This window comes from Streptomyces sp. NRRL B-24085, from assembly GCF_001282115.1.
Classification (GTDB): Bacteria; Actinomycetota; Actinomycetes; order Streptomycetales; family Streptomycetaceae; genus Streptomyces.
In genome coordinates, this window is record NZ_LJBR01000015.1 from 1 (window position 1) to 26,554 (window position 26,554).

Annotated in this window: 16 protein-coding genes; 11 read left to right on the forward strand and 5 right to left on the reverse strand. The window is 71.5% G+C overall.

Annotated features, from left to right (window positions below; genetic code table 11):
- Positions 1-277 precede the first annotated feature (277 nt).
- Complete coding sequence (glgX, locus tag AOJ26_RS01835) at positions 278-2,515, forward strand: glycogen debranching protein GlgX (protein ID WP_053846368.1); 2,238 nt, start codon at positions 278-280, stop codon at positions 2,513-2,515.
- 12 nt (positions 2,516-2,527) lie between these two features.
- On the opposite strand, the gene AOJ26_RS01840 is transcribed toward glgX, so the two are convergent.
- Genes AOJ26_RS01840 through AOJ26_RS01855 form a run of 4 tightly spaced genes read right to left on the reverse strand, consistent with a single transcriptional unit; the run spans position 2,528 to position 6,074 of the window.
- Complete coding sequence (locus AOJ26_RS01840) at positions 2,528-3,166, reverse strand: response regulator (protein ID WP_053846369.1); 639 nt, start codon at positions 3,164-3,166, stop codon at positions 2,528-2,530.
- Positions 3,156-4,400, reverse strand: a complete 1,245-nt coding sequence (locus tag AOJ26_RS01845) for a sensor histidine kinase (RefSeq protein WP_053846370.1) — start codon at positions 4,398-4,400, stop codon at positions 3,156-3,158. The genes AOJ26_RS01840 and AOJ26_RS01845 overlap by 11 nt, the downstream gene beginning before the upstream one ends.
- Before the next feature lie 25 nt (positions 4,401-4,425).
- Complete coding sequence (locus AOJ26_RS01850) at positions 4,426-5,160, reverse strand: ABC transporter permease (protein ID WP_053846371.1); 735 nt, start codon at positions 5,158-5,160, stop codon at positions 4,426-4,428.
- The gene (locus AOJ26_RS01855) at positions 5,157-6,074 is read right to left on the reverse strand and encodes an ABC transporter ATP-binding protein (RefSeq protein ID WP_053846372.1); all 918 of its coding nucleotides are present in this window, start codon (positions 6,072-6,074) and stop codon (positions 5,157-5,159) included. Before AOJ26_RS01855 ends, AOJ26_RS01850 begins: the two co-directional genes overlap by 4 nt.
- A gap of 206 nt (positions 6,075-6,280) precedes the next feature.
- On the opposite strand from AOJ26_RS01855, the gene AOJ26_RS01860 reads away from it, so the two are divergent.
- The 7 genes from AOJ26_RS01860 to AOJ26_RS01890 all read left to right on the forward strand — a co-directional run bounded on the left by AOJ26_RS01860 (position 6,281) and on the right by AOJ26_RS01890 (position 18,305).
- Positions 6,281-8,119, forward strand: coding sequence for an ABC transporter ATP-binding protein (locus AOJ26_RS01860; protein ID WP_053846373.1), 1,839 nt, complete (start codon positions 6,281-6,283; stop codon positions 8,117-8,119).
- Positions 8,116-9,978 carry an ABC transporter ATP-binding protein gene (locus AOJ26_RS01865; RefSeq protein WP_053846374.1) on the forward strand — a complete coding sequence of 621 codons (1,863 nt, stop codon included), beginning with the start codon at positions 8,116-8,118 and terminating at the stop codon, positions 9,976-9,978. Before AOJ26_RS01860 ends, AOJ26_RS01865 begins: the two co-directional genes overlap by 4 nt.
- Before the next feature lie 28 nt (positions 9,979-10,006).
- Complete coding sequence (locus AOJ26_RS01870) at positions 10,007-11,719, forward strand: ABC transporter transmembrane domain-containing protein (protein ID WP_053846375.1); 1,713 nt, start codon at positions 10,007-10,009, stop codon at positions 11,717-11,719.
- Positions 11,716-13,494, forward strand: coding sequence for an ABC transporter ATP-binding protein (locus tag AOJ26_RS01875; protein ID WP_053846376.1), 1,779 nt, complete (start codon positions 11,716-11,718; stop codon positions 13,492-13,494). Before AOJ26_RS01870 ends, AOJ26_RS01875 begins: the two co-directional genes overlap by 4 nt.
- Before the next feature lie 236 nt (positions 13,495-13,730).
- Entirely contained in the window at positions 13,731-15,776 is a 2,046-nt protein-coding gene (locus tag AOJ26_RS01880; RefSeq protein WP_053846377.1) for a M4 family metallopeptidase, read from the forward strand.
- Positions 15,777-16,058: 282 nt separating this feature from the next.
- A complete protein-coding gene (locus AOJ26_RS01885; RefSeq protein WP_053846378.1) occupies positions 16,059-17,726 on the forward strand; it encodes a M4 family metallopeptidase in 1,668 nt (555 codons plus the stop codon).
- 69 nt (positions 17,727-17,795) lie between these two features.
- Positions 17,796-18,305 (forward strand): DUF1990 domain-containing protein, encoded by a 510-nt coding sequence (locus AOJ26_RS01890; RefSeq protein ID WP_053846379.1) that lies wholly within the window; start codon positions 17,796-17,798, stop codon positions 18,303-18,305.
- A gap of 31 nt (positions 18,306-18,336) precedes the next feature.
- Here AOJ26_RS01890 and AOJ26_RS01895 read toward each other — a convergent pair whose 3' ends face one another.
- Entirely contained in the window at positions 18,337-20,955 is a 2,619-nt protein-coding gene (locus tag AOJ26_RS01895) for a glycosyltransferase family 1 protein (protein WP_053846380.1), read from the reverse strand.
- Positions 20,956-21,285: 330 nt separating this feature from the next.
- Here AOJ26_RS01895 and AOJ26_RS01900 point away from each other — a divergent pair, with 330 nt between their 5' ends.
- From AOJ26_RS01900 to treS, 3 genes are all read left to right on the forward strand, one after another.
- A complete protein-coding gene (locus AOJ26_RS01900; protein ID WP_053846381.1) occupies positions 21,286-22,488 on the forward strand; it encodes a S8 family peptidase in 1,203 nt (400 codons plus the stop codon).
- Between the two features lie 216 nt (positions 22,489-22,704).
- Positions 22,705-24,834, forward strand: coding sequence for an alpha-1,4-glucan--maltose-1-phosphate maltosyltransferase (locus AOJ26_RS01905; RefSeq protein ID WP_053846382.1), 2,130 nt, complete (start codon positions 22,705-22,707; stop codon positions 24,832-24,834).
- Positions 24,831-26,531, forward strand: a complete 1,701-nt coding sequence (treS, locus tag AOJ26_RS01910; RefSeq protein ID WP_053846383.1) for a maltose alpha-D-glucosyltransferase — start codon at positions 24,831-24,833, stop codon at positions 26,529-26,531. The genes AOJ26_RS01905 and treS overlap by 4 nt, the downstream gene beginning before the upstream one ends.
- The last annotated feature ends 23 nt before the right edge of the window (positions 26,532-26,554 follow it).

Below are 26,554 nucleotides of genomic sequence, written 5' to 3' on the forward strand. Positions count from 1 at the left end.
GTCCATGCCTCACGCCCACCCAACGACGGTGCCCACCCAGGAGAAACGTGACCTTCGGGCCCCTGAAGGGGCGCGGGGAACCGCGCGGCAAGCCCCCACGCACCCGCGGCCGCCCGACGGCAGGCCCGCCCTCCCCGTACCGCGCATCGCACACGGAGACGTGAGCGCGAGGCAAGCTCTGGGCAGAACAGAGGGGAGAACGACGTGAGGGGGTGCCGCGGCCGGGACGCCGTGCGCCCTTTTCCACCTCGTTCCACGAGCCGTGGGAGGCCGACCGGTGTCCAGCGCAGCCGAGCAGGAGGCGGTGACGGAAGCCGCCGAGGAGCGCCCCGCCGCGCTGGTGAACGGGGCGCCCCGGGGGATGCCGGCCGTGCCGGTGCGGCCCGGCGCGCCGACGCCGCTGGGCGCTCGGTTCCGGGTCGGCCCGGACGGGGTCGCGGGGACCAACTTCGCGCTGTGGGCGGGCGGTGCCGAGGCCGTCGAGCTGTGTCTGTTCGACGCGGACGGCAGGGAGACCCGGGCCCGGCTCACCGAGCTCACGCACGAGATCTGGCACGGCTTCGTGCCCGGGGTGATGCCCGGCCAGCGCTACGGCTTCCGGGTGCACGGCCGCTGGGACCCGTGGACCGGCGGCCGCTGGAACCCGGCGAAGCTGCTCCTCGACCCGTACGCCCGCGCGGTGGACGGCGACTTCAGCCTGCCGCCCGAGGTGTACGGCCATGTCCGCGACTGGCCCCAGCAGCAGGTCGCGGACACCGTGCGCGACGACCGCGACTCGGCGCCCCACGTCCCCAAGGGCGTGGTCGTCCATGACGACGACGACTGGGCGGAGGACCGGCGCCCGAAGACGCCGTGGGCGGACTCGGTCATCTACGAGGTGCACGTACGGGGGTTCACGGCGCTGCACCCCGGCATCCCCGAGCACCTGCGCGGGACGTACGCCGGTCTCGCCCACCCCGCCGCGGTCGAGCACCTCGTCAAGCTGGGCGTCACCGCCGTCGAGCTGCTCCCCGTCCACCAGTTCGCCCACGAGGACCACCTGCTGCGCCGCGGCCTGAAGAACTACTGGGGCTACAACTCCATCGGCTACTTCGCGCCGCACGCGGCCTACGCGGCCTCCGGGACGACGGGTCAGCAGGTCGGCGAGTTCAAGCGGATGGTGCGCGCGCTGCACGCCGCGGGGATCGAGGTGATCCTCGACGTGGTCTACAACCACACCGCGGAGGCGGGAGAGCTGGGGCCCACCCTGTCCCTCAAGGGCATCGACAACCGCGGGTACTACCGCTTGCAGTCCGACGCCCGGCGGTACGCGGACTACACGGGCTGCGGCAACACCCTGCACGTGGTGCAGCCGCACGTCCTGCGGCTCATCACCGACTCCCTGCGCTACTGGGTGACGGAGATGGGCGTGGACGGCTTCCGCTTCGACCTGGCGGCCGCGCTGGCCCGTTCCATGCACGACGTCGACATGCTGTCCCCGTTCCTCGCGGTCATCGCGCAGGACCCGGTGCTGCGGCGCGTGAAGCTGATCGCCGAGCCGTGGGACGTGGGCTCCGGGGGCTACCAGGTGGGCGCCTTCCCGCCCCTGTGGACGGAGTGGAACGACCGCTACCGCAACGCCGTGCGCGACTTCTGGCGGGGCGCGCTGCCGGACGTACGGGACCTCGGCTACCGCCTGTCCGGCTCCAGCGACCTGTACGCGTGGGGCGGCCGGCGGCCGTACGCCTCGGTCAACTTCATCACCGCGCACGACGGCTTCACCCTGCGCGACCTGGTGTCGTACGAGAGGAAGCACAACGAGGCGAACGGCGAGGGCAACCGGGACGGCACGGACGACAACCGGGCCTGGAACTGCGGGGTGGAGGGCGAGACGGACGACGAGCGCGTACGGGCGCTCAGGCGGCGGCAACTGCGGAACCTGCTGACCACGCTGCTGCTGTCGACGGGCGTGCCGATGCTGGTCGCGGGGGACGAACTGGGCCGCACCCAGCGCGGCAACAACAACGCATACTGCCAGGACAACGAGATGAGCTGGCTGGACTGGGGGCTGCTGGAGGACCCCGGCTGGAAGGGGCTGTTCGACCTGACCGCCCGGCTCATCGCGCTGCGCCACCGCCACCCGGTGCTGCGCCGGCGCGCCTTCTTCTCCGGCCGCGCGCACTCCGCGGACGGCCTGCGCGACCTGGCCTGGTTCACGTCCCGCGGCACGGAGATGACGGAACGGGACTGGTACGCGCCGGCCGCCACGCTCGGCATGTATCTGTCGGGGCGGGACATCCCCGGCCGCGACGAACGCGGGGCGCCGATCGTCGACGACAGCTTCCTCGCCGTCCTGCACGCCGGTGACCGCCCGGCGGACTTCCTGCTGCCGGGACCGCCGTGGGCGGAGCGCTACGAGGTGGTCGTCGACACGTCCGGGGAGGAACAGGCCGGGGCGCCGGGGGTGGTCCACCGGGCGGGGGTCCCGATCACGGTGCCGGCGCGGTCGGTGCTGCTGCTGCGGGTGGCCGGCTGAGTCCTGCCGCGCTCAGCCGAGGATGCCGCGCCGGTACGCGGTCGCGACCGCCGCCGCGCGGTCCTTGACGCCCAGCTTGGCGTACAGGTGGGTGAGATGGGTCTTCACGGTCGCCTCGCTGATGAAGAGCTCGCGGGCGATCTCGCGGTTGGAGGTGCCCCTGGCGACCAGGGCGAGCACCTCGCGCTCACGGGCCGAGAGGGGTTCGTTGCCGGGGGCGCCGGGGGCGCGGACCGCGGAGACCAGGCGGGAGGCGACGGCCGGGGAGAGGACCGTACGGCCCTGCGCCGCGGCCCGCACGGCCGTGAACAGCTCGTCGCGCGGGGCGTCCTTGAGGAGGTAGCCGGTCGCTCCGGCCTCGATGGCCGGCAGGGTGTCGGAGTCGGTGTCGTACGTCGTCAGGACGAGGACCTTCGCGCGGGTGCGGGCGCGGGTCAGCGCGCGGATGGCGTCCACCCCGCCCCCGCCCGGCATCCGCAGGTCCATCAGGATCACGTCGGGGTCGAGCGCGGCGGCCCGTTCGACGGCCTCGACGCCGTCGGCCGCCTCGCCGAGGACGGCGAACCCGGGCGCGGACTCGAACATGCCGCGCAGACCGTCCCGTACGACGGGATGGTCGTCGACGATCAGCAGCGTGATGTCAGCGGTCATGGCGGACCAACGGTACGCGAGCCGACAGCGCGGTGCCGTGGCCCGGTTCGGACTCGACGGTGAGGGAGCCCGCGACGCGTTCGGCACGGGCCCGCATGCCGTCGAGGCCGAAGCCGCCGGTACGGGTGCGGGCGGGGACGGCGAGGGGGTCGAAGCCGACGCCGTCGTCGCGGATGTCGAGGATGACCTCGTCGCCGAGGAAGGTCAGGGTGACGCCGAGACGGCCGGCCCGGGCGTGCCGGGAGGCGTTGGAGAGGGCCTCCTGGGCGATGCGCAGGAGGGTGGCCGCGATCTCCTCGTGGAGCTGCTGCGCGGTGCCGGTGGCGGTGAACTCGGCGCGTACACCGGTGCGTTCGCCCCAGTCGGTGACCGTCTGCTTCAGGGCCTCGGGCAGGCCCGCGTCGGCCAGCGCGACCGGGGCCAGGTTGTGCACCGAACGGCGTGCCTCGCCCAGGCTGTGCCGGGCCAGGTCCATGGCCCGGTGGACGTGCTCGCGGGCCTGGTTCTCGTCGGGCGTGTTGGCGACGACCTGGAGCTGGGCGATGATCCCGGTCAGGCCCTGGGCGAGGGTGTCGTGGATCTCGGCGGCGAGCCGCCGGCGCTCGTCCGCGACGCCCGCTTCCCTTGCCTGGACCAGGAGTTGGGCGTGCAGGGCGGCGTTCTCGTCGAGCGCCTGCTGGAGGGCCTCGATGGTCGAGGCGCGGTCGCGTGAACGCTGCTCCTCCTGCTCGGTGATGTGGGCGACGACCGACTGGAGGCCGAAGTTGGCGGCCAGGAGCGCGGCGAAGCCGAGCCACTGGGCGGTGCTCTGGGGCATCAGTCCGCCGGCCTGCGCACCCGCGACGGTGACCGCGCTGGCGAACAGTCCGAGCCGCCGCCACCGGCCCGGGATCAGTTCGTCGGCGTCCATGTAGCCGCTCGCGGCGTAGAACGCGAAGAACGGGTTGAGCCAGGTCAGGACGAAGGCGATCGCCCAGCGCACGGAGTAGTAGGCGGTCCCGGCCCGGGAGGGGCTGCGGCCGCGGTGGGGGCGCCGGTGCCGGGTGCCGTGCCACCACGACTGGAGCAGGACCGCGGCGCCGACCAGGGCCGCGACGAGATACCAGTCGACGGGTCCGTCCATGATGCCCGCGGAGACGACCGCGAGGACGAGTCCGGTGCCGAGCAGTCCGTAGGGCCCCCAGATGTGCAGCCGCTCCCAGTACCTGTCGATCCTGGCGTCCGACGCGTTCATCTCCCCAGTCTGCACGGCGATTTCCTCACTCCCAGCGGAACCAGCGCGACGCCGCGGCGGTGAGCAGCAGCGTCCAGACGACGAGGACGCCCAGGTGGGTCCAGCCCGGCCAGTCGCCGGCCGCGGCCCGGTTGAGTGCCTCGGCGGCGGCGCCGAACGGCGTGCACCCGACGATCCGGGCCAGCACGTGCGGCATGGTCTGCACCGGCGCCCACACGCCCGCGCAGAACATCGCCGGGAAGAACACGGCGGACCCGATCGCGCCGGCGATCTTCGTGGTCCGGGACAGCGCCGAGACCACGGCACCCAGCGCGAGGGCGGCCGACACGGCGAGGAGCAGGGCGAGCAGGTATCCGAGGGGCTGTTCGGGCAGTCGTACGGCGAAGGCGAGGCGGCCGACGAGGAGGGCGAGCAGCGCGGACGCGAGGGCGGCACCGCCGTACACGGCCATCTGCGCGGTGAGCAGGGCGGCCGGGCGGACCGGGGTGGTGGCCATGCGGCGCAGGATGCCGCGTTCGCGGTAGCCGGTGAGGGTCTGCGGCATGGACTGGAGGCCGCCGACGGTCAGGCCGAGCAGCACGGCCACCGGGACGTAGACGTCGACGGTCCGCAGGCCCCCGAGGTCGGGGTCGTGGTTCCGGAAGGACGGGATCGAGCCGAGGATGACCAGGAGCAGGGTGGGGAACAGCAGGATCCAGAAGAGGGCGCCGGGTTCGCGGCGGAAGAGCCGGACCTCGGTCCGCAGTATCGCGGTGTTCATGCCGTGGCCTCCTGGCTGTCGGTCCGGGTGAGGTCCAGGAACGCGTCGTCGAGGGTGGCGTCGACGACGCGGAGCTGGTGGGCGGTGACGTGCCGGCGGGCGAGCAGGGTGATGACGGCGTTCACCGTCTCGTCGGTGCCGGAGAGGGTGAGACGGCCCTCCCGGTCCTCGATGGCGGCGAGCGCGGGCAGGGCGTTCAGCTCGTGCGCGTCGAGCGGGGCGGACGGGGTGAAGCTGATGACGGTGGCACCCGCCGAGCGCCGGATGAGCCCGGCCGGGGTGTCCAGGGCGGCGACCCGGCCCGCGTCGATGACGGCGATCCGGTCGCAGAGCCGCTGCGCCTCCTCCATGAAGTGGGTGACGAGCAGGACGGTCACCCCGCCCGCGCGGACGTCCTCGATGAGCTCCCAGGTGTCGCGGCGGGCCCGCGGGTCGAGGCCGGTTGTCAGCTCGTCCAGGACGACGATCCGCGGGTTGCCGACGAGGGCGAGCGCGATGAACAGGCGCTGCTTCTGGCCGCCGGACAGCCTGCCGAAGCGGGTGGTGAGCTGCTGGGTGAGCCCCAGGCGCTCGGCGAGCGGCCGCCAGTCGAGGGGCCGCTCGTAGAACGTCGAGTACAGCTCCAGCGCCTCGCGGACGGTGAGCTTGGCCTGGAGTTCGCTCTCCTGGAGCTGGGCGCCGAGGACCCGGGCCACGCGCGCGTGGTCGGCGACGGGGTCGAGGCCGGTGACCCGGACGCAGCCCGCGTCGGGGGCCCTGAGGCCCTCGACGCACTCGACGGTGGTGGTCTTCCCGGCGCCGTTCGGGCCGAGGATGCCGAAGATCTCGCCCTCCTCGACGGCGAAGGACACCCCGTCGACGACGGTCCGGCCGCCGTAGGACTTGCGCAGTTCGCTGACTTCGATGACGGACATGGCTTCAGCGTCCCGGGCCGGGCCCCGCCGCCGCATCGCCCGTCGCGCTCGACCCGGCATCGGCCGATCGGTTGATGCGGGGGTACGACCCCCTCGGCGCTTCCCGTACGGCCCCTCGAACACGCAGGTCGTAGGTCCGGCGACCGACGCGGGTCCGGCCAAAACTAGGTGGGCGTTGTCAGTGCCGGTCCGTAGGCTCGCTGCTGATGCCCACGACACGTGCAACCACCAAGGACCGATCGGCCGTGCGGACGCTGCTGCGTCTGTGGCCGTACGTGCGACCCGCCCGCGCGCGGCTGTTCACCGCCGCGTTCGTGGCGGTCCTCGCCTCCTGCACGGGTCTGGTGATCCCGCTCGTGCTGAAGTGGATGGTGGACGGACCGGTCGCCGACGGGGACACGGCGGGCGTGTGGCTCGGGGCGCTGTACCTGCTGCTGCTCGGGTTCACCGAGGCCCTGCTGTTCGGGCTGCGGCGGTGGCTGGTGGCGCGGCCGCTCTCCCATGTGGAGGCGGAGATGCGGGCGGGCCTGTACCGGCACCTCCAGCGGCTCCCGGTGGCCTTCCACGACCGCTGGGCGTCCGGCCAACTGCTGTCCCGGGCCACCACGGACCTCATGCTGCTGCGCATGTTCCTCGCCTTCCCGCTGACCTTCCTGCTGGTCAACGGCGTGACGATTCTCGTCGGTGTGATCATCATGCTGCTCCAGGACTGGACGCTCGGCCTGGTCATCCTGGGTCCCGCGATCCCCGTCGTCGTCACCTGCGTGATCTTCGAGAAGCGGTACGCCCACGTGGCCCGGCTCGCCCAGGACCAGGTCGGCGACCTCACGACGGTCGTCGAGGAGAGCGTCCTCGGCATCCGCATCATCAAGGGCTTCGGCCGGCACCGCTCGCAGGCCAGGGCGTTCCGTGAACTCTCGGGCACCCTGCGCGGCACGGAACTGCACAAGGCCCGCCTCCTGGCCACGATCTGGGCCGTCATCGTGACGCTGCCGGAGGTGGCCATCGGAGCTGCGCTGGTGCTGGGCTGTGTGCAGGTGGCCGACGGGGAGTTGTCGGCGGGGACGCTGGTGGCGTTCCTCTCCACCGCCCTGGCGCTGAGGTGGCCGGTGGACTCGATCGGCTTCCTGCTGGCGATGAGCCAGGAGGCGGCGACGGCGACGGAGCGCTATTTCGAGGCGATGGACGAGGTACCGGAACAGGAGACCCGTGCGAGCGGCGCGGCAGCCTCCCGGCGGTCCGCGGACGGCCTGCGGTTCCACGACGTCCGGTTCCGCTACCCCGACGCCCCCGAGGACTCCCCGCCCGTCCTCGACCTGATCAACCTCCACATCCGCCCGGGCGAGTCCATGGCCCTGGTCGGCGCGACGGGCAGCGGCAAGACCACCCTCACCGCCCTCGTCCCCCGCCTCCACGAGCTCACCTCCGGCCGCATCACCCTGGACGGCGAGGACATCACCGCCATGTCCCGGGAGGAACTGCGCGCCAAGGTGGCCATGGCCTTCGAGGACCCCACCCTCTTCTCCACCAGCGTCGGCGACAACGTCCTGATGGGGGCGGACGAACGGGAACTGGACCGCGCCCTGTCCGTGGCCCAGGCGGACTTCGTGCACGCCCTCCCCCAGGGCACCGAGACCCAGGTCGGCGAGCAGGGCCTCAGCCTCTCCGGCGGCCAGCGCCAGCGCCTCGCCCTCGCCCGGGCCGTCGTCGGCAAGCCCCGGTTCCTCGTCCTGGACGACCCGCTGTCCGCCCTGGACGTCCACACCGAGGCCGCGGTGGAGGCCGCGCTGCGGGACGTGCTCGCCGACACCACCGCCCTGATCGTCGCGCACCGCCCCTCCACCGTGCAGCTCGCCGACCGGGTCGCCCTGCTGTCGAACGGCCGCATCACGGCGGTCGGCACCCACCACGAACTCCTGCGCACCAACGCGGAGTACGCCCACCTGATGTCCGGGGCCGGGGATGCCGGAGAAGGGTCCGTGGATTCCGAAGAGAGGTCCGGAGGACGGTCCGGGGATTCCCGGGAAACGGAGGACGCCCGATGACGGCCCCCACGACGTCCGCGCCCCCCGCGGACGAGGAACCCGGCCTGCCGGCGGCGAAGGACTCCGACGTCGCCTTCGACCAGGACCGGCTCCCCGCTCCCCCGAACTCCACGGCCCTGCTGCTGCGTTCCCTGCTCGCCCCGATGAAGGGCAGGGTCGCCGTCACGACCCTCCTGCTGCTGCTCCAGCAGGCGGCCGTACAGGCGGGCCCGCTGCTCGTGGCGTACGCGATCGACCGGGCCGTGCCCGCCTTCCGCGACCACGACAACGGCCCGCTGATCGCGGTCGGCGCCGGCTATCTGCTGTGCGCGCTGGCCTCCGGCGGGCTCCAGTACGCCTTCATCCGGGCCTCCGCGCGCGTCAACCAGGACGTGCTGCTCGACCTGCGCGGCCGGATCTTCCGCCACGCGCAGGCGCTGAGCATCGACTTCCACGAGCGCTACACCTCGGGCCGGCTGATCTCCCGTTCCACGACGGACGTGGAGTCGCTGCGCGAACTGCTCGACGAGGGCCTCCAGGAGCTCGTCACCGTCATCCTGTCATTCCTCTACATCTCCGCCCTGCTGCTCTGGCTGGACCTCGGGCTCGGCGCCGTCGCGGTGGCCTCCTTCGTGCCGCTGTACCTGCTCGTGCGGGTCTACCGGCGGCGCGCGGGCCGGGTGTACCGGAAGCGGTCGACCGCGATCGCCGCGGTGATCGTGAAGTTCGTGGAGACGATGAACGGCATCCGGCCGGTGCGCGCGTTCCGCCGCGAGGCCGCCAACGACGCCGACTTCGCCGTGCTGAACAAGCGGCACGAGCGGGTCAACGGCGACGCGCTCCTGGAGATGGCCCGCTATGTCGTCGGGTCCCGGCTGGTCGCCAACGCGGCCGTCGCGGGGATCGTGCTGTGGGGCGCCTACCGGGTGGCGCAGGACTCGCTGGAGCTGGGCGTGCTGGCCGCCGCGGTGCTGTACCTGCGGCGGCTGTACGACCCGATCGACCGGCTCGGGATGTTCCTGAACTCCTACCAGTCGGCGGCGGCCTCCCTGGAGAAGATCGCGGGCCTGCTCGCCCAGACCCCGACCGTGCCGGAGCCGTCGGCTCCCCGGCAGCTCCCGGTGCTCGAGTCCCCGGACCGTCCCGGCCGCGAGGTCGTCTTCGAGGGCGTGTCGTTCGGCTACCGCACCGGCGGCGAGGTGCTCCCCCGTTTCGACCTCGTCCTGCCCGCCGGGCAGACGGTCGCGGTGGTCGGCTCGACCGGCGCCGGCAAGTCGACCCTGGCCAAGCTGCTGGCCCGTTTCTACGACCCCTCCGCCGGCCGGGTCCTGCTCGACGGTGTCGACCTGCGCGACCTCGCGATGCCCGAACTGCGGCGCGGGGTGGTCATGGTGACGCAGGAGGCGTTCCTGTTCTCGGGCACGGTCGCCGAGAACATCGCGATCGGCCGCCCGGACGCCGGCCGCGAGGAGATCGAGCGGGCCGCGAAGGCGATCGGGGCGCACGACTTCATCAGCGCGCTGCCCGACGGCTACGACACGGACGTACGCAAGCGGGGCGGCCGCATCTCGGCGGGTCAGCGTCAACTCGTGGCGTTCGCACGGGCGTTGCTCGCCGATCCGTCGGTGCTGATCCTGGACGAGGCGACCAGTTCGCTCGACGTCCCGGGTGAGCGGGCCGTGCAGCGGGCGATGGACACGGTCCTCAAGGGCCGTACGGCGGTGGTGATCGCGCACCGGCTGTCGACCGTGGAGATCGCCGACCGGGTCCTGGTCATGGAGCACGGCAGGATCGTCGAGGACGGCACACCGGCCGAACTGACCGCGGGCACGGGCCGGTTCGCGGATCTGCACCGGGCCTGGCGGGACAGTCTGGCGTGAGCGGACCCATCGGTGATCGGGGGCACAGGTGATCGACGCGTACGAGGACCCCGGCACGCCCGACGTCCGGGGCGGCTGGCGTTATCTGTGGTGGCTGGTGCGCTGCCAGCCGGGGCGGTCCGCGGCCGGGGCGCTGCTGGGCAGTACCTGGATGGTGCTGCTGGCGGCGACGCCGTACCTGATGGCGAAGGCGATCGACGAGGGTCTGGAGCCGGGCGACTGGCCGGCGCTGGCGGGCTGGAGCTGCGCGCTGTTCGCGGTCGGTTCGTTCAACGCCTGGCTGAGCATCATGCGGCACCGCACGATGACCCGGGTGCGGATGGACGCCAACTTCCGCACGGTCAAGGTGGTCGTCGGGCAGGCGGTCCGGCTCGGCGCCGCGCTCTCGCGCCGGACCGGGGCCGGTGAGGTCGTCACGATCGGCGTGGGCGACGTGCAGACGATCGCCGGCGCCCTGACCGTGGTCGGCCCGGGGGTGGGCGCCTGCGTCGCCTATCTGACGGTCGCCGCCGTGCTGGTCTCGGTCTCCCCGGTCCTCGCGGCCGTGGTCCTGCTCGGCATCCCGGCCATCGTCGTCCTCGTGGGCCCGTTCCTGTCCCGCCTCCAGGGCGCCGAGACGGAGTACCGCGACCGGCAGGGCGTCCTCACCGCCCGTATCGCCGACCTGGCGGGCGGCCTGCGCGTCCTCAACGGCCTCGGCGGCAAGTCCCTGGTCGCCGACGCCTTCCAGCGGGACTCCCAGCGCCTGCGGTCCCAGGGCTACCGGGTCGGCGCGGTCACGAGCTGGGTGCAGGCCCTCGGCGTCGGCCTGCCCACCCTGTTCCTCGCCGTGGTCACCTGGCTCGCGGCCCGGCTGGCCGCCCGGGGGGACATCACCGTGGGCGAGCTGGTGGCGGTGTACGGCTATGTCGCGGTCCTGGTCGGCCCGGTGGCGTTCTGGGTGGAGTGCGGGTACCAGCTGAGCCGGGGCGTGGTCGCGGCCCGGCGGGTCGTACGGTTCCTGCGCCTGGAGCCGCTGGAGGACCGGGGCACCCGGGACGCCCCGGCGGAACCCTCGGTCCTGCACGACCCGGAGTCGGGGGTGAGCATCCTGCCGGGCCAGCTGACGGCACTGGCCGCGGCACACCCCACGGACACGGCCGCGGTCCTGGACCGTCTGGCCCGCTACACCCCGTCGCGGGCGACCTGGGCCGGGGTCCCCGTGGACGAGATCAGGCTGCCCCAGGTCAGGGAGCACATCCTGCTGGCGGACCACGAGGCGGACCTGTTCGCGGGAAGCCTGCGCGAGGTGGTGGCGCCCCACAAGGGGAACTGCGCGGCCGGTCACAGCGCACTCGCGGCCGCCCTGCACGCGGCCGTGGCGGACGACATCGTGCAGGGCCTCCCCGACGGTCTCGACTCACCCGTCGACGCCCAGGCCCGCAACCTCTCCGGCGGCCAGCGCCAGCGCGTCCGGCTGGTCAGGGCCCTCCTCGCCGACCCGGAGGTCCTCCTGGCCGTGGAACCCACCTCCGCCCTGGACGCCCACACGGAAGCCCTCGTGGCCGAACGCCTCAAGCGCGCCCGTGACGGCCGCACCACAGCCGTCACCACCACCTCCCCTCTCGTCCTGGACCAGGCCGACACGGTCCTCTACCTGGTCGACGGCAAGCTCGCCGCGACCGGCACCCACCAGCAACTCCTCGGCACGGAACCGGGATACCGCGCCCTGGTCGCGCGAGACGTGGAGGTCGTGAAGTGAGCAGGGGTCACCTCCCCGTCGCCGATCAGGTCACCGTACGGCGGGCCGCCGGCCGGCTGGTCCGCAAGGACGCCCGCGCCTTCACCGCCGTCCTCGCCCTGAACTCCGCCGCCGCCCTCACCGGCCTCGCCGGGCCCTGGCTGCTGGGCCGGATCATCGACGAGGTACGTGCCGGCGCGGGCGTGTCCGCGGTGGACCGGCTCGCCGCCGTCCTCGTGGTGTGCGCGACCGGCCAGCTCCTCCTGGCCCGCTGGGCCCGCTATGTCGGCCACCGCTTCGGCGAGCGCACCCTGGCCCGCGTCCGCGAGGAGTTCGTGGACCGCACGCTCGCCCTGCCCGCCTCGGTCGTGGAACGCGCCGGCACCGGTGACCTCACCGCCCGGGGTACCGCCGACGTGGCCACCGTCGGCACCACGCTCCGCGACGCGGGCCCCGAACTGCTCATCAACTCCGTGCAGTTCCTGTTCCTGCTCGCCGCGGTGTTCGTGCTGGACCCGCTGCTCGGCGCGGTCGGCGTGTTCGGCCTGCTGCCCATCTGGTTCGTGCTGCGCTGGTACCTGCGCCGGGCGCGGGACGGTTACCTGGCCGAGGGCGAGGCCACCTCCGACGTCGCCGAGATCCTCGCGGCCACCGCGTCCGGGGCCCGCACGGTCGAGGCGCTGCGGCTTCAGGAGCGGCGCGTGCGGGCGAGCCGGGAGGCCCTCGACACGGCCCGCCGCACCCGTCTGTACACGCTCCACCTGCGCAGTGTGTTCTTCCCGGTGGTGGAGGTGGCGTACATCCTGCCGGTGGCCGGCGTGCTGCTGGTCGGCGGCGCCCTGCACGCGCGGGGCGTGCTGAGCCTGGGTTCGGTCGTGGCGGCCGCCCTGTATCTCCAGCAGTTGGTCACCCCGCTCGACCAGATCCTCGTGCGGGTCGAGCAACTCCAGTCCAGCGGGGCCTCGTTCGCCCGGGTGGAGGGCCTCGCCGCGGCCCCGCGGGCCGACTCCACGGACTCGCCCACCCCGGCCGGCGACCGTATCGACGTCACCGGTGTGCGCTACTCCTACGGCCGCGGCGGGGAGGTCCTGCACGGCGTCGACCTGACCGTGCGCCCCGGCGAACGGCTCGCGGTGGTCGGTCCGTCGGGCGCGGGGAAGACCACGCTCAGCAGACTGCTCGCCGGTGTCGACGCGCCCACGTCGGGCTCGGTGACCGTCGGGGGCGTACCCGTGGTCGGCCTGGGTCCCGAGCAGCTGCGCCGCCAGGTCGTCCTGGTCACCCAGGAGCACCATGTCTTCCTGGGCACGGTCCGCGACAACCTCCTCATCGCCGAACCCGGCGCCGGGGACAAGGAGTTGTGGGCCGCCCTGGCCGCTGTCGGGGCCGACGGGTGGGTGCGGGAGCTGCCCGAGGGGCTCGACACCCCGCTCGGCGAGGACGGTTGCCGTACGGACGGCTCGCAGGCGCAGCAGCTCGCCCTGGCCCGGGTGGTGCTGGCGGATCCGCACACGCTGATCCTCGACGAGGCGACCGCGCTGCTCGATCCCACGACCGCCCGGCACACCGAGCGCGCCCTGGGCGCCGTACTCGAAGGACGCACGGTCATCGCGATCGCGCACCGGCTGCACACCGCGCACGACGCCGACCGGGTGGCGGTGATGGAGAACGGCCTGCTCACCGAACTCGGCACGCACGAGGAGCTGGTGGCGGCGGGCGGGGCGTACGCGGCGCTGTGGGGGTCGTGGCACGGGGACCGGCCGCCGGTGCCCGGGCAAGGTGGCTCGTCCGCATAGCGAACATGAACTCCCGGACAACGAACGATTTCCGGCCAAGTTTCTGACGCGCTCCTGACAGTACGGGCTTTCCGGTGCCACTCTTCCCACGGCCGCCGCACAGCAACCTCACAGATCCCTCGCTGTGTTCCGATCCGCGGCCACCTGCACCTCGTTCCGCGTACCGCCCGGACGGTCGACCCACCGTCCGGTCTCCCCTGGCCGCGTGATCCGCGGCCGCGCAGAAGGAGTCAGTGTTGAGAGACCGTTCCTCCCACAGACGCACCCCCCACACCCTGCCCCGCAAGGCCGCCGCCGTGGCCCTTGTCGGCGTCTCGGCCCTGATCGCCGCGGCCGTCCAGTCGGGCGCCGCCACCGCAGCCCCGGAGAAGGCACCGTCGGCCGCGAGCAAGGTGATCCCGGGCGCCGAGTCCCTCAAGCTCAGCCCCGCCCAGCGCGCCGAGCTGATACGCCAGGCGAACGCCACGAAGGCGGACACCGCCAAGGACCTCGGCCTCGGCAGCAAGGAGCAGCTGGTCGTCCGTGACGTCGTCAAGGACGGCGACGGCACGCTGCACACCCGCTACGAGCGCACCTACGACGGCCTGCCCGTCCTCGGCGGCGACCTCGTCGTGGAGACCACGAAGTCGGGGGCGACCGAGGGGGTCGTCAAGGCGACGAACAAGACCATCAAGGTCGCCTCCGTGACCCCGAAGGTGACCGCCGCCAAGGCCACCGCGCAGGCGCTGAAGGCCGCGCAGGCCGCCGGCGCCGAGAAGGCCGACACCAACCGCGCCCCGCGCAAGGTGATCTGGGCCGGCAACGGCACCCCGACCCTGGCGTACGAGACGGTCGTCGGCGGTCTCCAGGAGGACGGCACGCCGAACGAGCTGCACGTGATCACGGACGCGGCGACCGGGGCGAAGCTCTACGAGTACCAGGCCATCGAGACCGGCACCGGCAACACCATGTACAGCGGAACGGTCACCCTCGGCACCACCCAGTCCGGGTCGACGTACAACCTGACCGACGGGGCGCGCGGCGGCCACAAGACGTACAACCTCAACCGCGGCACCTCCGGCACGGGCACCCTCTTCTCGGGCCCCGACGACGTGTGGGGCAACGGCAGCGCCTCCAACGCGGAGACGGCCGGCGCGGACGCGCACTACGGTGCCGCGCTCACCTGGGACTACTACAAGAACGTGCAGGGGCGTTCGGGCATCCGCGGTGACGGGGTCGGGGCGTACTCCCGGGTCCACTACGGCAACAACTACGTCAACGCGTTCTGGTCGGACAGCTGCTTCTGCATGACGTACGGCGACGGCTCGGGCAACACCCACCCGCTGACGTCGATCGACGTGGCCGGTCACGAGATGACCCACGGCGTCACGTCGAACACCGCGGGGCTCAACTACTCGGGCGAGTCCGGCGGTCTGAACGAGGCGACCTCCGACATCTTCGGCACGGCCGTCGAGTTCTACGCCAACAACTCCTCCGACGTCGGTGACTACCTCATCGGCGAGGAGATCGACATCAACGGCGACGGCACCCCGCTGCGCTACATGGACAAGCCCAGCAAGGACGGCGCGTCCAAGGACAGTTGGTACTCGGGGATCGGTTCGGTGGACGTCCACTACTCGTCCGGCCCGGCGAACCACTTCTTCTACCTCCTGTCGGAGGGCAGCGGCACCAAGACCATCAACGGTGTCACCTACAACTCCTCGACGTCGGACGGCCTTCCGGTCACCGGCATCGGCCGGGACAAGGCGGAGAAGATCTGGTTCCGCGCACTGACCACGAAGTTCACGTCGACGACGAACTACGCGGCGGCCCGCACCGGCACCCTCGCGGCGGCCGGTGAGCTGTACGGCACCACGAGCGCCGAGTACACGGCCGTGGCGAACGCCTGGGCGGGCGTGGCGGTCGGCTCGCGTCCCGGCGGCGGCGGTGGCGGCACCTCGTTCGAGTCGACCACCGACGTATCGATTCCGGACAACGGGGCGGCGGTCAACTCGCCGATCACCGTGTCGGGGCGTACGGGCAACGCGCCCTCGAACCTCGCGGTGTCGGTCGACATCGTGCACACCTACATCGGTGACCTCCGGGTGCAGCTGATCGCCCCCGACGGCACGGCGTACACGCTGAAGGCGTACGGGACCGGCGGCAGCACCGACAACCTCAACACCACGTACACGGTGAACGCCTCCTCCGAGGTCGCCAACGGGACCTGGCAGTTGCGGGTCCAGGACAACGCGGCCCAGGACACCGGTTACATCAACAGCTGGAAGCTGACCTTCCCGTAGGTCGCTCCGGCCCGGACAGGGCGCCGTCCCGGTGGTTCGACTCCCCGGGGCGGCGCCCTCTTTTTGCCATCCCATGACTGACGGGTTGTTGGGGCTTTGCCCAGCTCAAGTCGCTTTACATTGCTGCAATGTTCACCTGTTGGTCGACTTTCGGCCAACATCACATCGGGGTCATGACATGTACGCGCCTTGATGCCACGCTTCCTCACAACCGCCGCACAACTTCACTGCCACCCCGGAAGGCACCCCACGCCCTCCGGGCTCCCCCACGAAGGAGCTTGTGTGACCCCCCTCTACGCGCGTCACAAGCGCACCACCCTGGCCATCGCCACCGCCGTCGCGGCCGGGGCCCTGCTCACCACCGGTCTGACCACCGGAAGTGCCGCCGCCGTGACCCCGGCCGAAGGCACCGGCACGGCAACCCTCGCGGGTGCCCCGGTCCAGCTCTCCGCGGCCGCGCGCACGTCCCTCATCAAGGAGCAGCAGGCCGACGCCGGGACCACGGCCCGGGAGATAGGCCTCGGCGCCAAGGAGAAGCTGGTCGTCAAGGACGTCGTCAGAGACGCCGACGGCACGGTCCACACCCGTTACGAGCGCACCTACGAGGGCCTGCCCGTCCTCGGCGGCGACCTGGTCGTCCACGAGTCGAAGTCCGGTACGACCGAGGGCGTCTCCAAGGCGACGGCCAAGACCATCAAGGTCGCCTCCCTGACCCCGAAGGTCACCGTCGCCAAGGCGGAGACCCAGGCGCTGAGCGCTGCCAAGGCCGCGGGTTCCGACAAGACCGCCGCCGACGGCGCCCGCAAGGTCGTCTGGGCCGCCTCCGGCAGCCCTGTCCTCGCCTACGAGACGATCGTCGGCGGCTTCCAGGACGACGGCACGCCGAGCCGGCTCCACGTCATCACCGACGCGGCCACCGGCAAGAAGCTCTACGAGTACCAGGACATCGAGAACGCGACCGGCACCGGCAAGAGCCTGTACTCGGGCACGGTCAGCCTGGAGACGACCCTGTCGGGCTCGACGTACCAGCTGACCGACGGCACCCGCGGCGGCCACAAGACGTACAACAAGGCGCACGGCACCAGCTCCTCCGCGGGCACCCTGTTCACGGACGCCGACAACGTCTGGGGCACCGGCGCGGCCTCCAGCTCCACCACCGACCAGACGGCGGCCGTCGACGCCGCCTACGGCGCGGCGGAGACCTGGGACTTCTACAAGTCCACCTTCGGCCGCAGCGGCATCAAGAACAACGGTGTCGCGGCCTACTCCCGGGTCCACTACGGCAACCAGTACGTCAACGCGTTCTGGGACGACAGCTGCTTCTGCATGACGTACGGCGACGGCGAGGGCAACGTCAACCCGCTGACCTCGCTGGACGTGGCCGGCCACGAGATGAGCCACGGCGTCACCTCGAACACGGCGGGCCTGAACTACTCCGGCGAGTCCGGCGGCCTCAACGAGGCGACCTCGGACATCTTCGGCACGGGCGTGGAGTTCTACGCCGCCAACTCCAACGACGTCGGTGACTACCTCATCGGCGAGGAGATCGACATCAACGGCGACGGCACCCCGCTGCGCTACATGGACAAGCCCAGCAAGGACGGCGGCTCGGCCGACTACTGGTCCTCCTCCGTCGGCAGCAAGGACGTCCACTACTCGTCCGGCGTCGCGAACCACTTCTTCTACCTCCTCGCGGAGGGCAGCGGCGCCAAGACGATCAACGGCGTGTCCTACAACTCGCCCACGTCCAACGGCTCCACGGTCACCGGCATCGGCCGCGCCAAGGCGCTGCAGATCTGGTACAAGGCGCTGACGACGTACTTCACGTCGACGACCAACTACAAGGCGGCCCGCACGGGCACGCTCTCGGCGGCGTCGGCCCTGTACGGCTCCACCAGCACCGAGTACAAGGCGGTGGCGGCGGCCTGGTCCGCGGTCAACGTGAGCTAGTCACGAGTGGCTGAACGGGCGGTACCCGGGACGAAGGCATTCCCGGGTACCGCCCTACTCTTGGGTCCCATGTCCTTCACGTACGACGACGTCGGCGCCACCCGGCGGAGCGGCTTCTGCCCGCCCGGCTTCCACCCCCTGCACGTCCGCACGCGCATAGGCGAGGGCCACGACGTCTTCCGGAAGGCCTCCGAGGCGGTCCTGACCTGGGAGATGCACCGCGCCCTGGGCGTCGGCATAGACGCCACCGCGGACCGCGCGGCCCCCGACGTGGACGTCACGGTCACCCTGGCCGGCGTCATCAAGGCTCCGTGCCGAGTCGTCTGGACGGTCGAGGAACACCGCCGCGCGGGCTGGGCCTACGGCACCCTGACCGGCCACCCCGAATGCGGCGAGGAGTCCTTCGTCGTCGACCGCACGGGCGACGGCACGGTATGGCTGACGGTCTCCGCCTTCAGCAAGGGCGCGAAGTGGTACTCCCGGGCGGGGGGTGCGGCGACCCGGGGACTCCAGCACGCCTACGCACGGCGGTGCGGGTCCGTCCTGCGCAGGCTGTGCGGCGGAGAGGACGCGGGCTGAGCGCAGCGGCCCGGCCCGCGCCCCGCACCGCTCACCGCATCAGCACCCCCGCCCCCTCCACCACGTCCTCCGACGGCACCGTCACCATTCCCAGTTCCGTGGCCGAGGCCAGGAGGCGGTGGGAGGGGAGGATGCGGACCGTGTAGCCGAAGGGGCCCGTGCGGTCCAGGGACAGGGGGCCCTCGTACACCCAGCGGCCCTCCTGGTCCGGGCCGCCCACCGGCTTCAGCGGGACCGTCGCCGCGTCCGCGATGCGGTCCTCCTCGTCCACGCGGCCGGAGACCGCCTGGACCTCCACGTCGTCGGGGCCGAGGTCGCCGAGGCCGACACGGACCCGCAGGCCCAGTGTGGTGCCGAGTTCGGCCGTGGTCGTCGCGGCCGTGGTCTCCACGTGGTCGACCGTCACGCCCTGCCACTGCGCCCGCACCCTGGCCTTCCACTCCGCCAGCTCGCGCGCCGCGTCCGGGCCCATCGCGCGGTGGGCGTGCGCCGCGGGGGCGTAGAGGCGTTCCACGTACTCCCGGACCATGCGGCCGGCCAGGACCTTCGGGCCCAGCAGGGTGAGCGTCTGGCGGACCATCTCGATCCAGCGGTCGGGCAGGCCGCCCTGGCCCCGCTCGTAGAAGCGCGGGGTCACCCGCTGTTCCAGGAGGTCGTAGAGGGCGTCGGCCTCTATGTCGTCGCGGCGGTCGGGGTCGGTGCCCACGCCGTCGGCGCTCGGGATCGCCCAGCCGAAGTCGGGCTGGAACCACTCGTCCCACCAGCCGTCGAGGACGGAGAGGTTCAGGCAGCCGTTCAGCGCCGCCTTCATCCCCGAGGTACCGCACGCCTCCAGGGGGCGCAGCGGGTTGTTGAGCCAGATGTCGCAGCCCGGGTACAGCTTCTGCGCCATCGCCATGCCGTAGTCGGGCAGGAAGACGATCCGGTGGCGGACCCGCGGGTCGTCGGCGAACCGCACCAGCTCCTGGACCAGCCGCTTGCCGCCGTCGTCCGCCGGGTGCGCCTTGCCCGCGACCACGATCTGGATCGGCCGTTCGGGGTGCAGCAGCAGGTCCATCAGCCGGTCGCGGTCGCGGAGCATGAGGGTGAGCCGCTTGTACGACGGGACGCGGCGGGCGAATCCGATGGTGAGGACGTCGGGGTCCAGCACCCCGTCGATCCAGCCCAACTCCGCGGTACCGGCACCCCGTTGCCGCCAGGAGGCGCGCAGCCGGTCCCGCACCTCCAGCACCAGCTGCTCGCGCAGTGAGCGGCGCAGATCCCAGATGTCCTGGTCGGGGATGTCCCCCACGGCGTCCCAGCGGTCCGAGCCGCCGACGGTCAGCGCGTCCTCGGTGCGCTGGGCGCCGATCTGCCGGGCCCCGAGCCGGAACACCTCGGGCGCCACCCAGGTCGGCGCGTGCACCCCGTTGGTCACGGAGGTGATCGGCACCTCCTCCGGATCGAATCCCGGCCAGAGTCCGGAGAACATCTCCCGGCTGACCTGTCCGTGCAACAGGGAGACCCCGTTGGCGCGTTGGGCCAGCCGCAGGCCCATCACCGCCATGTTGAAGAGGTTGGGTTCGCCGCCCGGGTAGGTCTCCATGCCGAGGGCGAGGATGCGGCCCACGTCCATGCGCGGGAGCTCGGCGTCGGGGCCGAAGTGCCGGGCGACCAGTTCCCGGTCGAAGCGGTCGATGCCGGCCGGGACGGGGGTGTGCGTGGTGAACACGGTTCCCGCCCGGACCGCCTCCAGACCGGCGTCGAAGTCCAGCCCCTGGTCGCAGAGTTCGGCGATGCGCTCCAGACCGAGGAACCCGGCGTGCCCCTCGTTGGTGTGGAAGACCTCGGGTTCGGCGTGGCCGGTCAGCCGGCAGTACGTCCGTACCGCGCGCACGCCCCCTATGCCGAGGAGCATCTCCTGCAACAGCCGGTGTTCGCTGCCGCCGCCGTACAACCGGTCGGTCACCCCGCGTTCGCCGAGGTCGTTCTCCTCGACGTCTGAGTCCAGCATCAGCAGGGGCACGCGGCCGACCTGGGCGAGCCAGATCCGGGCGTGCAACTGCCGGCCGCCGGGCAGGGCCAGCGACACCTGGGCCGGGGTGCCGTCGGCCTCCCGCAGCAGCGCCACCGGCAGCTCGTTGGGGTCCAGGACCGGGTAGTGCTCCTGCTGCCAGCCGTCCCGGGACAGCGACTGGCGGAAGTAGCCGTGGCGGTACAGCAGACCCACGCCGATCAGCGGTACGCCCAGGTCACTGGCGGCCTTCAGATGGTCGCCCGCCAGGATTCCCAGACCGCCGGAGTACTGCGGCAGCGCGGCCGTGATGCCGAACTCGGGCGAGAAGTAGGCGACGGCGGCGGGGAGTTCACCGGTGTGGGCCTGGTACCAGCGCTGACCGGTGACGTAGTCGTGGAGGTCGTCGGCGACGGCGGTGAGCCGGCGCAGGAAGCGGTGGTCCTCGGCGAGCTCGGCGAGCCGGGCGGGGCGCACGCTGCCGAGCAGCCGTACGGGATCACCGCCCGACGCGGCCCAGTGCTCGGGATCGACGGACTGGAACAGATCGCGGGTCTCCGCGTGCCAGGACCAGCGCAGATTGCGCGCGAGGTCGCTCAGGGGCCGCAGGGCATCGGGGAGTACGGGTCGGACGGTGAATCGACGGATCGCCTTCACATTCCACCTCGGCGAGCAAGCGGAGTGGGACGCACGGCGGTGTGCGTCCCGTCTTCAGCCTCGACGGTAACCGTGCGGAGGGCTCGTCACCACGGCGCACTTGTCGGCAGAAGGCCGTGTCGCCGCCAAGCCGTTCCGCATCGAACAGTCCGGAAATCGCCGCAACCGCACCACGTCCCCCATAGCCGATATGGCCGATTACACCCCCTCAGGCGTCCTTGTGGTACTTCACCCCGCACGAAAGGCTTTCCCAGGGCGTACCCGCCGACGCCGGGTTCATCCGGCGGACCACGGCTGCCGTACGCCGTGTTGAGGAGGGGAACTCAAGTCATGGCACGGACGCGAGACCGGCGTCTGCGCCGGGTGGGGAGCCTGACCGCGGTGAGCTGTGCCGTCGCGCTTTCGGCCATCTCCCTGCCCGCGCACGCCGTACCGGAGGGGCGGATACTCGGCGCCGGAGTGGCCGGTTCCGTCAGCGGGAGTTACCTGGTGACGCTCCAGGGGGGAACGGAGGCCCGGTCGGCGGCCGGAAAGGACCTAGCCGAGAAGTACGGGGCGAGAATCAGCCATACCTACGGCACGGTACTCAACGGCTACGCGATCCGGGCCGACGAGAGACAGGCCCGGCGGCTCGCCGCGGACGCCCGGGTCGCCTCGGTCGTCCAGGACACCCGGGTGACCCTGGAGGGCACCCGCAGGAACCCGCCGTCCTGGGGCCTCGACCGTGTCGACCAGCCGAGGCGGCCGCTGGACAGGTCCTACACCTGGCCGCGGTCCGCGGGCGCCGGGACGACGGTGTACGTGATCGACACCGGCATCCGGATCTCGCACCGGGACTTCGGGGGGCGGGCGCACTACGGCTGGGACTTCGTCGGCGGCGACCGGTCGGCCGGCGACGGCAACGGCCACGGCACCCACGTGGCGGCCACCGTCGCGGGCACCGGGTACGGCGTCGCCAAGAAGGCCGAGGTGGTGGCCGTACGCGTCCTCGACAACGCCGGATCGGGTACGACCGCGCAGGTCATCGCCGGTGTCGAGTGGGTGACGAAGCACGCGCGGAAACCGGCGGTCGCCAACCTCAGCCTGGGCGGCGCCCACAGCGCCCCGCTGGACGCCGCCGTACGCACCTCCATCGCGTCCGGGGTGACCTACACGGTCGCCGCGGGCAACGACCGACTGCCCGCCGGTCTCTACTCGCCCGCGGGCGTACCCCAGGCGATCACGGTCGGGGCGACCGACACCGCCGACCGGCGGGCGGGCTTCTCCAACTACGGCTCGGCCCTCGACCTGTTCGCCCCGGGAGTCTCGATCACCTCGGCGGGCATCACCGGCGACACCGCCAGGGCGACGTATTCGGGCACGTCGATGGCGGCACCGCACGCGGCGGGGGCGGCCGCACTGTACCTGGCCGACCACCCGAGGGCTACTCCGGCACAGGTCGGCAAAGTCCTGGTGAAACTGGCGGCCACCGGGAAGGTGTCCGGTCGGGGACCCGGTTCGCCGGACAAGCTGCTCCAGGTGCCCGGCTCCTAGGGGAAGCGTCCGCAAACCGGTCCCGTTCGGCCAGAACAGGACCGGTTTTGTGTAAAGACATACGCGTGAGTAGTTAGCAAAGTGCCGGATTGCCCACCCGAATAGGGTGGGAAGGCTCCTGCGGTACACAGCACGGACAGCTTCACCGGTACGCCACGCAGGAGCCCCTCCCCACAGCCATCCGCCCACCCGAAGTTGACGCGGACAGGAGCGGTCATGCCCGCCACGCACCACTCGTCAGCACCCCTGACGACCAGCACCGACGCATCCACCACGCGCCCCGCCGACCCCGGACCACCGCCTCAGGAGCGACCCTCCGCGCAGGCGGGACCGGCTACGGCCGTCGGGCGCATACCCGTCCTCGACGTCCGCCCGGTCGTCCAGCGCGGACGCCGGCCCGCCAAGGCGGTCACCGGCGAGACGTTCGAGATCTCGGCCACCGTGTTCCGTGAGGGGCATGACGCGGTCGCCGCCAATGTCGTACTGAAGGATCCGGAAGGCCGCGCCGGACCCTGGACCCCGATGCGGGAACTGGCCCCGGGCACCGACCGCTGGGGTGCCACCGTCACCGCGGGCGCACCCGGGCTGTGGAGCTTCACCGTCGAGGCCTGGGGCGATCCCGTCACCACCTGGCGGCACCACGCCCAGATCAAGATCCCGGCCGGCATGGACACCGAGCTGGTCCTGGAGGAGGGCGCCCGCCTCTACGAACGGGCCGCGGCCGGTGTCCCCGACGACGGGCGCAACGGCGTGATCCTGGCGGCCGTCCGCGCCCTCCGCGACGAGAGCCGGCCGGCCGCCGCCCGCCTCGCCGCCGCGCTGACGCCCGAGGTGGACGCGGTGCTGGAGCGCTATCCGCTGCGGGAGTTGATCACGGCGTCGGAGTCGTTGCCGCTGCTGGTGGAGCGGGAGCGGGCGTTGTTCGGGTCGTGGTACGAGTTCTTCCCGCGGTCGGAGGGCACCCCGGAGCGGCCGCACGGCACGTTCCGTACGGCGGCGCGCCGGTTGCCGGCGATCGCGGCGATGGGCTTCGACGTGGTGTACCTGCCGCCGATCCATCCGATCGGGACGACGTTTCGCAAGGGCCGCAACAACACGCTCTCCGCCGGGCCCGAGGACGTGGGGGTGCCGTGGGCGATCGGCTCGCCGGAGGGCGGGCACGACGCCGTCCACCCGGATCTGGGCACGATCGAGGACTTCGACTGGTTCGTGCAGCAGGCGGCCGAGCAGGGTCTGGAGATCGCGCTGGACTTCGCGTTGCAGTGCTCGCCGGACCATCCGTGGGTGCACAAGCATCCGGAGTGGTTCCACCACCGCCCGGACGGGACGATCGCGTATGCGGAGAACCCGCCGAAGAAGTACCAGGACATCTATCCGATCGCCTTCGACGCGGATCTGGAGGGGCTGATCGCGGAGACCTGCAGGGTGCTGCGGCACTGGATGGGTCACGGGGTGCGGATCTTCAGGGTGGACAACCCGCACACCAAGCCGGTGGTGTTCTGGGAGCGGGTGATCGCCGACATCAACGCCACCGACCCGGATGTGATCTTCCTTGCGGAGGCGTTCACGCGGCCGGCGATGATGCACACCCTGGCGCAGATCGGTTTCCAGCAGTCGTACACCTACTTCACCTGGCGCAACACCAAGGAGGAGCTGACCGAGTACCTGACGGAGCTCTCGGGTGAGGCGGCCTCCTACATGCGGCCGAACTTCTTCGCCAACACCCCCGACATCCTGCACGCCTTCCTCCAGCACGGCGGCCGGAACGCGTTCGCGCTGCGCGCGGTGCTGGCCGCGACGCTCTCGCCGACCTGGGGCATCTACTCCGGCTACGAACTCGCCGAGAACACCCCGCTGCGCGAGGGCAGCGAGGAGTACCTCGACTCGGAGAAGTACCAGCTCAAGACCCGCGACTGGGACACCCCCGACTCCCTCGCCCCCCTGATCACCCAGCTCAACACCACCAGGCGGGAGAACCCGGCCCTACGGCAGCTGCGCGACCTGCACTTCCACCACGCCGACAAGGACGAGGTGATCGTGTACTCGAAGCGGAGCGGCTCGAACACGGTTCTGGTGGTCGTGAACCTCGACCCGCACCACACCCAGGAGGCGACGGTCTCGTTGGACATGCCGCAACTCGGCCTGGACTGGCACGAGTCGGTGCCGGTGCGCGACGAGCTCACCGGCGAGACCTATCACTGGGGCAGGGCGAACTACGTGCGTCTACAGCCGGGCGGGGCACATGTCCTCGTGGTCGGCCGGGGGTCCGGGGGTCATCCCCCGGGTGAGCACAGCACCGTCCTGCGACCGTCCACCCCGCAGATCGGAGGGTCACCCACAACATGATCGTCAACGAGCCCGTCCACGACACCTTCGAGGACACCCCCGCCAAGGACCGGGACCCGGACTGGTTCAAGCGGGCCGTCTTCTACGAGGTCCTGGTCCGCTCCTTCCAGGACAGCAACGGCGACGGCATCGGCGACCTCAAGGGCCTGACCGCCAAACTGGACTACCTCCAGTGGCTGGGCATCGACTGCCTGTGGCTGCCGCCCTTCTTCAAGTCACCGCTCAGAGACGGCGGGTACGACGTCTCGGACTACACCGCCGTGCTGCCGGAGTTCGGTGACCTCGCCGACTTCGTGGAGTTCGTCGACGCCGCCCACCAGCGCGGCATGCGCGTGATCATCGACTTCGTCATGAACCACACCAGCGACCAGCACCCGTGGTTCCAGGAGTCCCGCAAGGACCCCGACGGCCCCTACGGCGACTACTACGTGTGGGCGGACGACGACAAGCAGTTCCAGGACGCGCGGATCATCTTCGTCGACACCGAGGCCTCCAACTGGACCTTCGACCCGGTCCGCAAGCAGTACTTCTGGCACCGCTTCTTCTCCCACCAGCCGGACCTCAACTACGAGAACCCGGCCGTCCAGGAGGAGATGATCTCCGCCCTGCGGTTCTGGCTGGACCTGGGCATCGACGGCTTCCGGCTGGACGCGGTGCCGTACCTGTACCAGGAGGAGGGCACCAACTGCGAAAACCTTCCGGCAACCCATGAGTTCCTCAAGCGGGTCCGCAAGGAGATCGACGCGTCCTACCCGGACACGGTGATCCTGGCGGAGGCGAACCAGTGGCCGGAGGACGTCGTCGACTACTTCGGCGACTACGAGTCCGGCGGCGACGAGTGCCACATGGCCTTCCACTTCCCGGTCATGCCCCGCATCTTCATGGCGGTGCGCCGCGAGTCCCGCTACCCCGTCTCGGAGATCCTGGCCAAGACCCCGGCCATCCCGCAGAACTGCCAGTGGGGCATCTTCCTGCGCAACCACGACGAGCTGACCCTCGAAATGGTCACCGACGAGGAACGCGACTACATGTGGGCCGAGTACGCGAAGGACCCGCGTATGCGCGCCAACATCGGCATCCGCCGCCGGCTCGCCCCGCTCCTCGACAACGACCGCAACCAGATCGAGCTGTTCACGGCTCTCCTGCTGTCCCTGCCCGGCTCGCCGATCCTCTACTACGGCGACGAGATCGGCATGGGCGACAACATCTGGCTCGGCGACCGCGACGCCGTCCGCACCCCGATGCAGTGGACACCGGACCGTAACGCGGGATTTTCCTCCTGTGACCCCGGGCGGCTCTATCTGCCGACCATCATGGACCCGGTCCACGGCTACCAGGTCACCAACGTCGAGGCGTCGATGGCGTCGCCCTCGTCGTTGCTGCACTGGACCCGCCGGATGATCGAGATCCGCAAGCAGAACCCCGCGTTCGGTCTCGGCTCCTACACCGAGCTGCCGTCCTCGAACCCGGCGGTGCTGGCCTTCCTGCGGGAGTACGAGGACGACCTGGTCCTGTGCGTCCACAACTTCTCCCGGTTCGCGCAGCCCACGGAACTGGACCTGAGCGCCTTCAACGGACGGCACCCGGTCGAGCTGTTCGGCGGGGTGCGCTTCCCGGCCATCGGTGATCTGCCGTACCTGCTGACCCTCGGCGGGCACGGTTTCTACTGGTTCCGGCTCCGCAAGGACGCCGCGTAGCCGACGAGGACCCCGGGCGGGGC

Coding starts and splice junctions, on each gene's coding strand:
- AOJ26_RS01840 (WP_053846369.1), bottom strand. CDS start 3,166: ATGACCGCTGACATCACGCTGCTGATCGTCGACGACCATCCCGTCGTA.
- AOJ26_RS01845 (WP_053846370.1), bottom strand. CDS start 4,400: ATGAACGCGTCGGACGCCAGGATCGACAGGTACTGGGAGCGGCTGCAC.
- AOJ26_RS01850 (WP_053846371.1), bottom strand. CDS start 5,160: ATGAACACCGCGATACTGCGGACCGAGGTCCGGCTCTTCCGCCGCGAA.
- AOJ26_RS01855 (WP_053846372.1), bottom strand. CDS start 6,074: ATGTCCGTCATCGAAGTCAGCGAACTGCGCAAGTCCTACGGCGGCCGG.
- AOJ26_RS01860 (WP_053846373.1), top strand. CDS start 6,281: ATGCCCACGACACGTGCAACCACCAAGGACCGATCGGCCGTGCGGACG.
- AOJ26_RS01865 (WP_053846374.1), top strand. CDS start 8,116: ATGACGGCCCCCACGACGTCCGCGCCCCCCGCGGACGAGGAACCCGGC.
- AOJ26_RS01890 (WP_053846379.1), top strand. CDS start 17,796: ATGTCCTTCACGTACGACGACGTCGGCGCCACCCGGCGGAGCGGCTTC.
- AOJ26_RS01900 (WP_053846381.1), top strand. CDS start 21,286: ATGGCACGGACGCGAGACCGGCGTCTGCGCCGGGTGGGGAGCCTGACC.
- AOJ26_RS01905 (WP_053846382.1), top strand. CDS start 22,705: ATGCCCGCCACGCACCACTCGTCAGCACCCCTGACGACCAGCACCGAC.
- treS (WP_053846383.1), top strand. CDS start 24,831: ATGATCGTCAACGAGCCCGTCCACGACACCTTCGAGGACACCCCCGCC.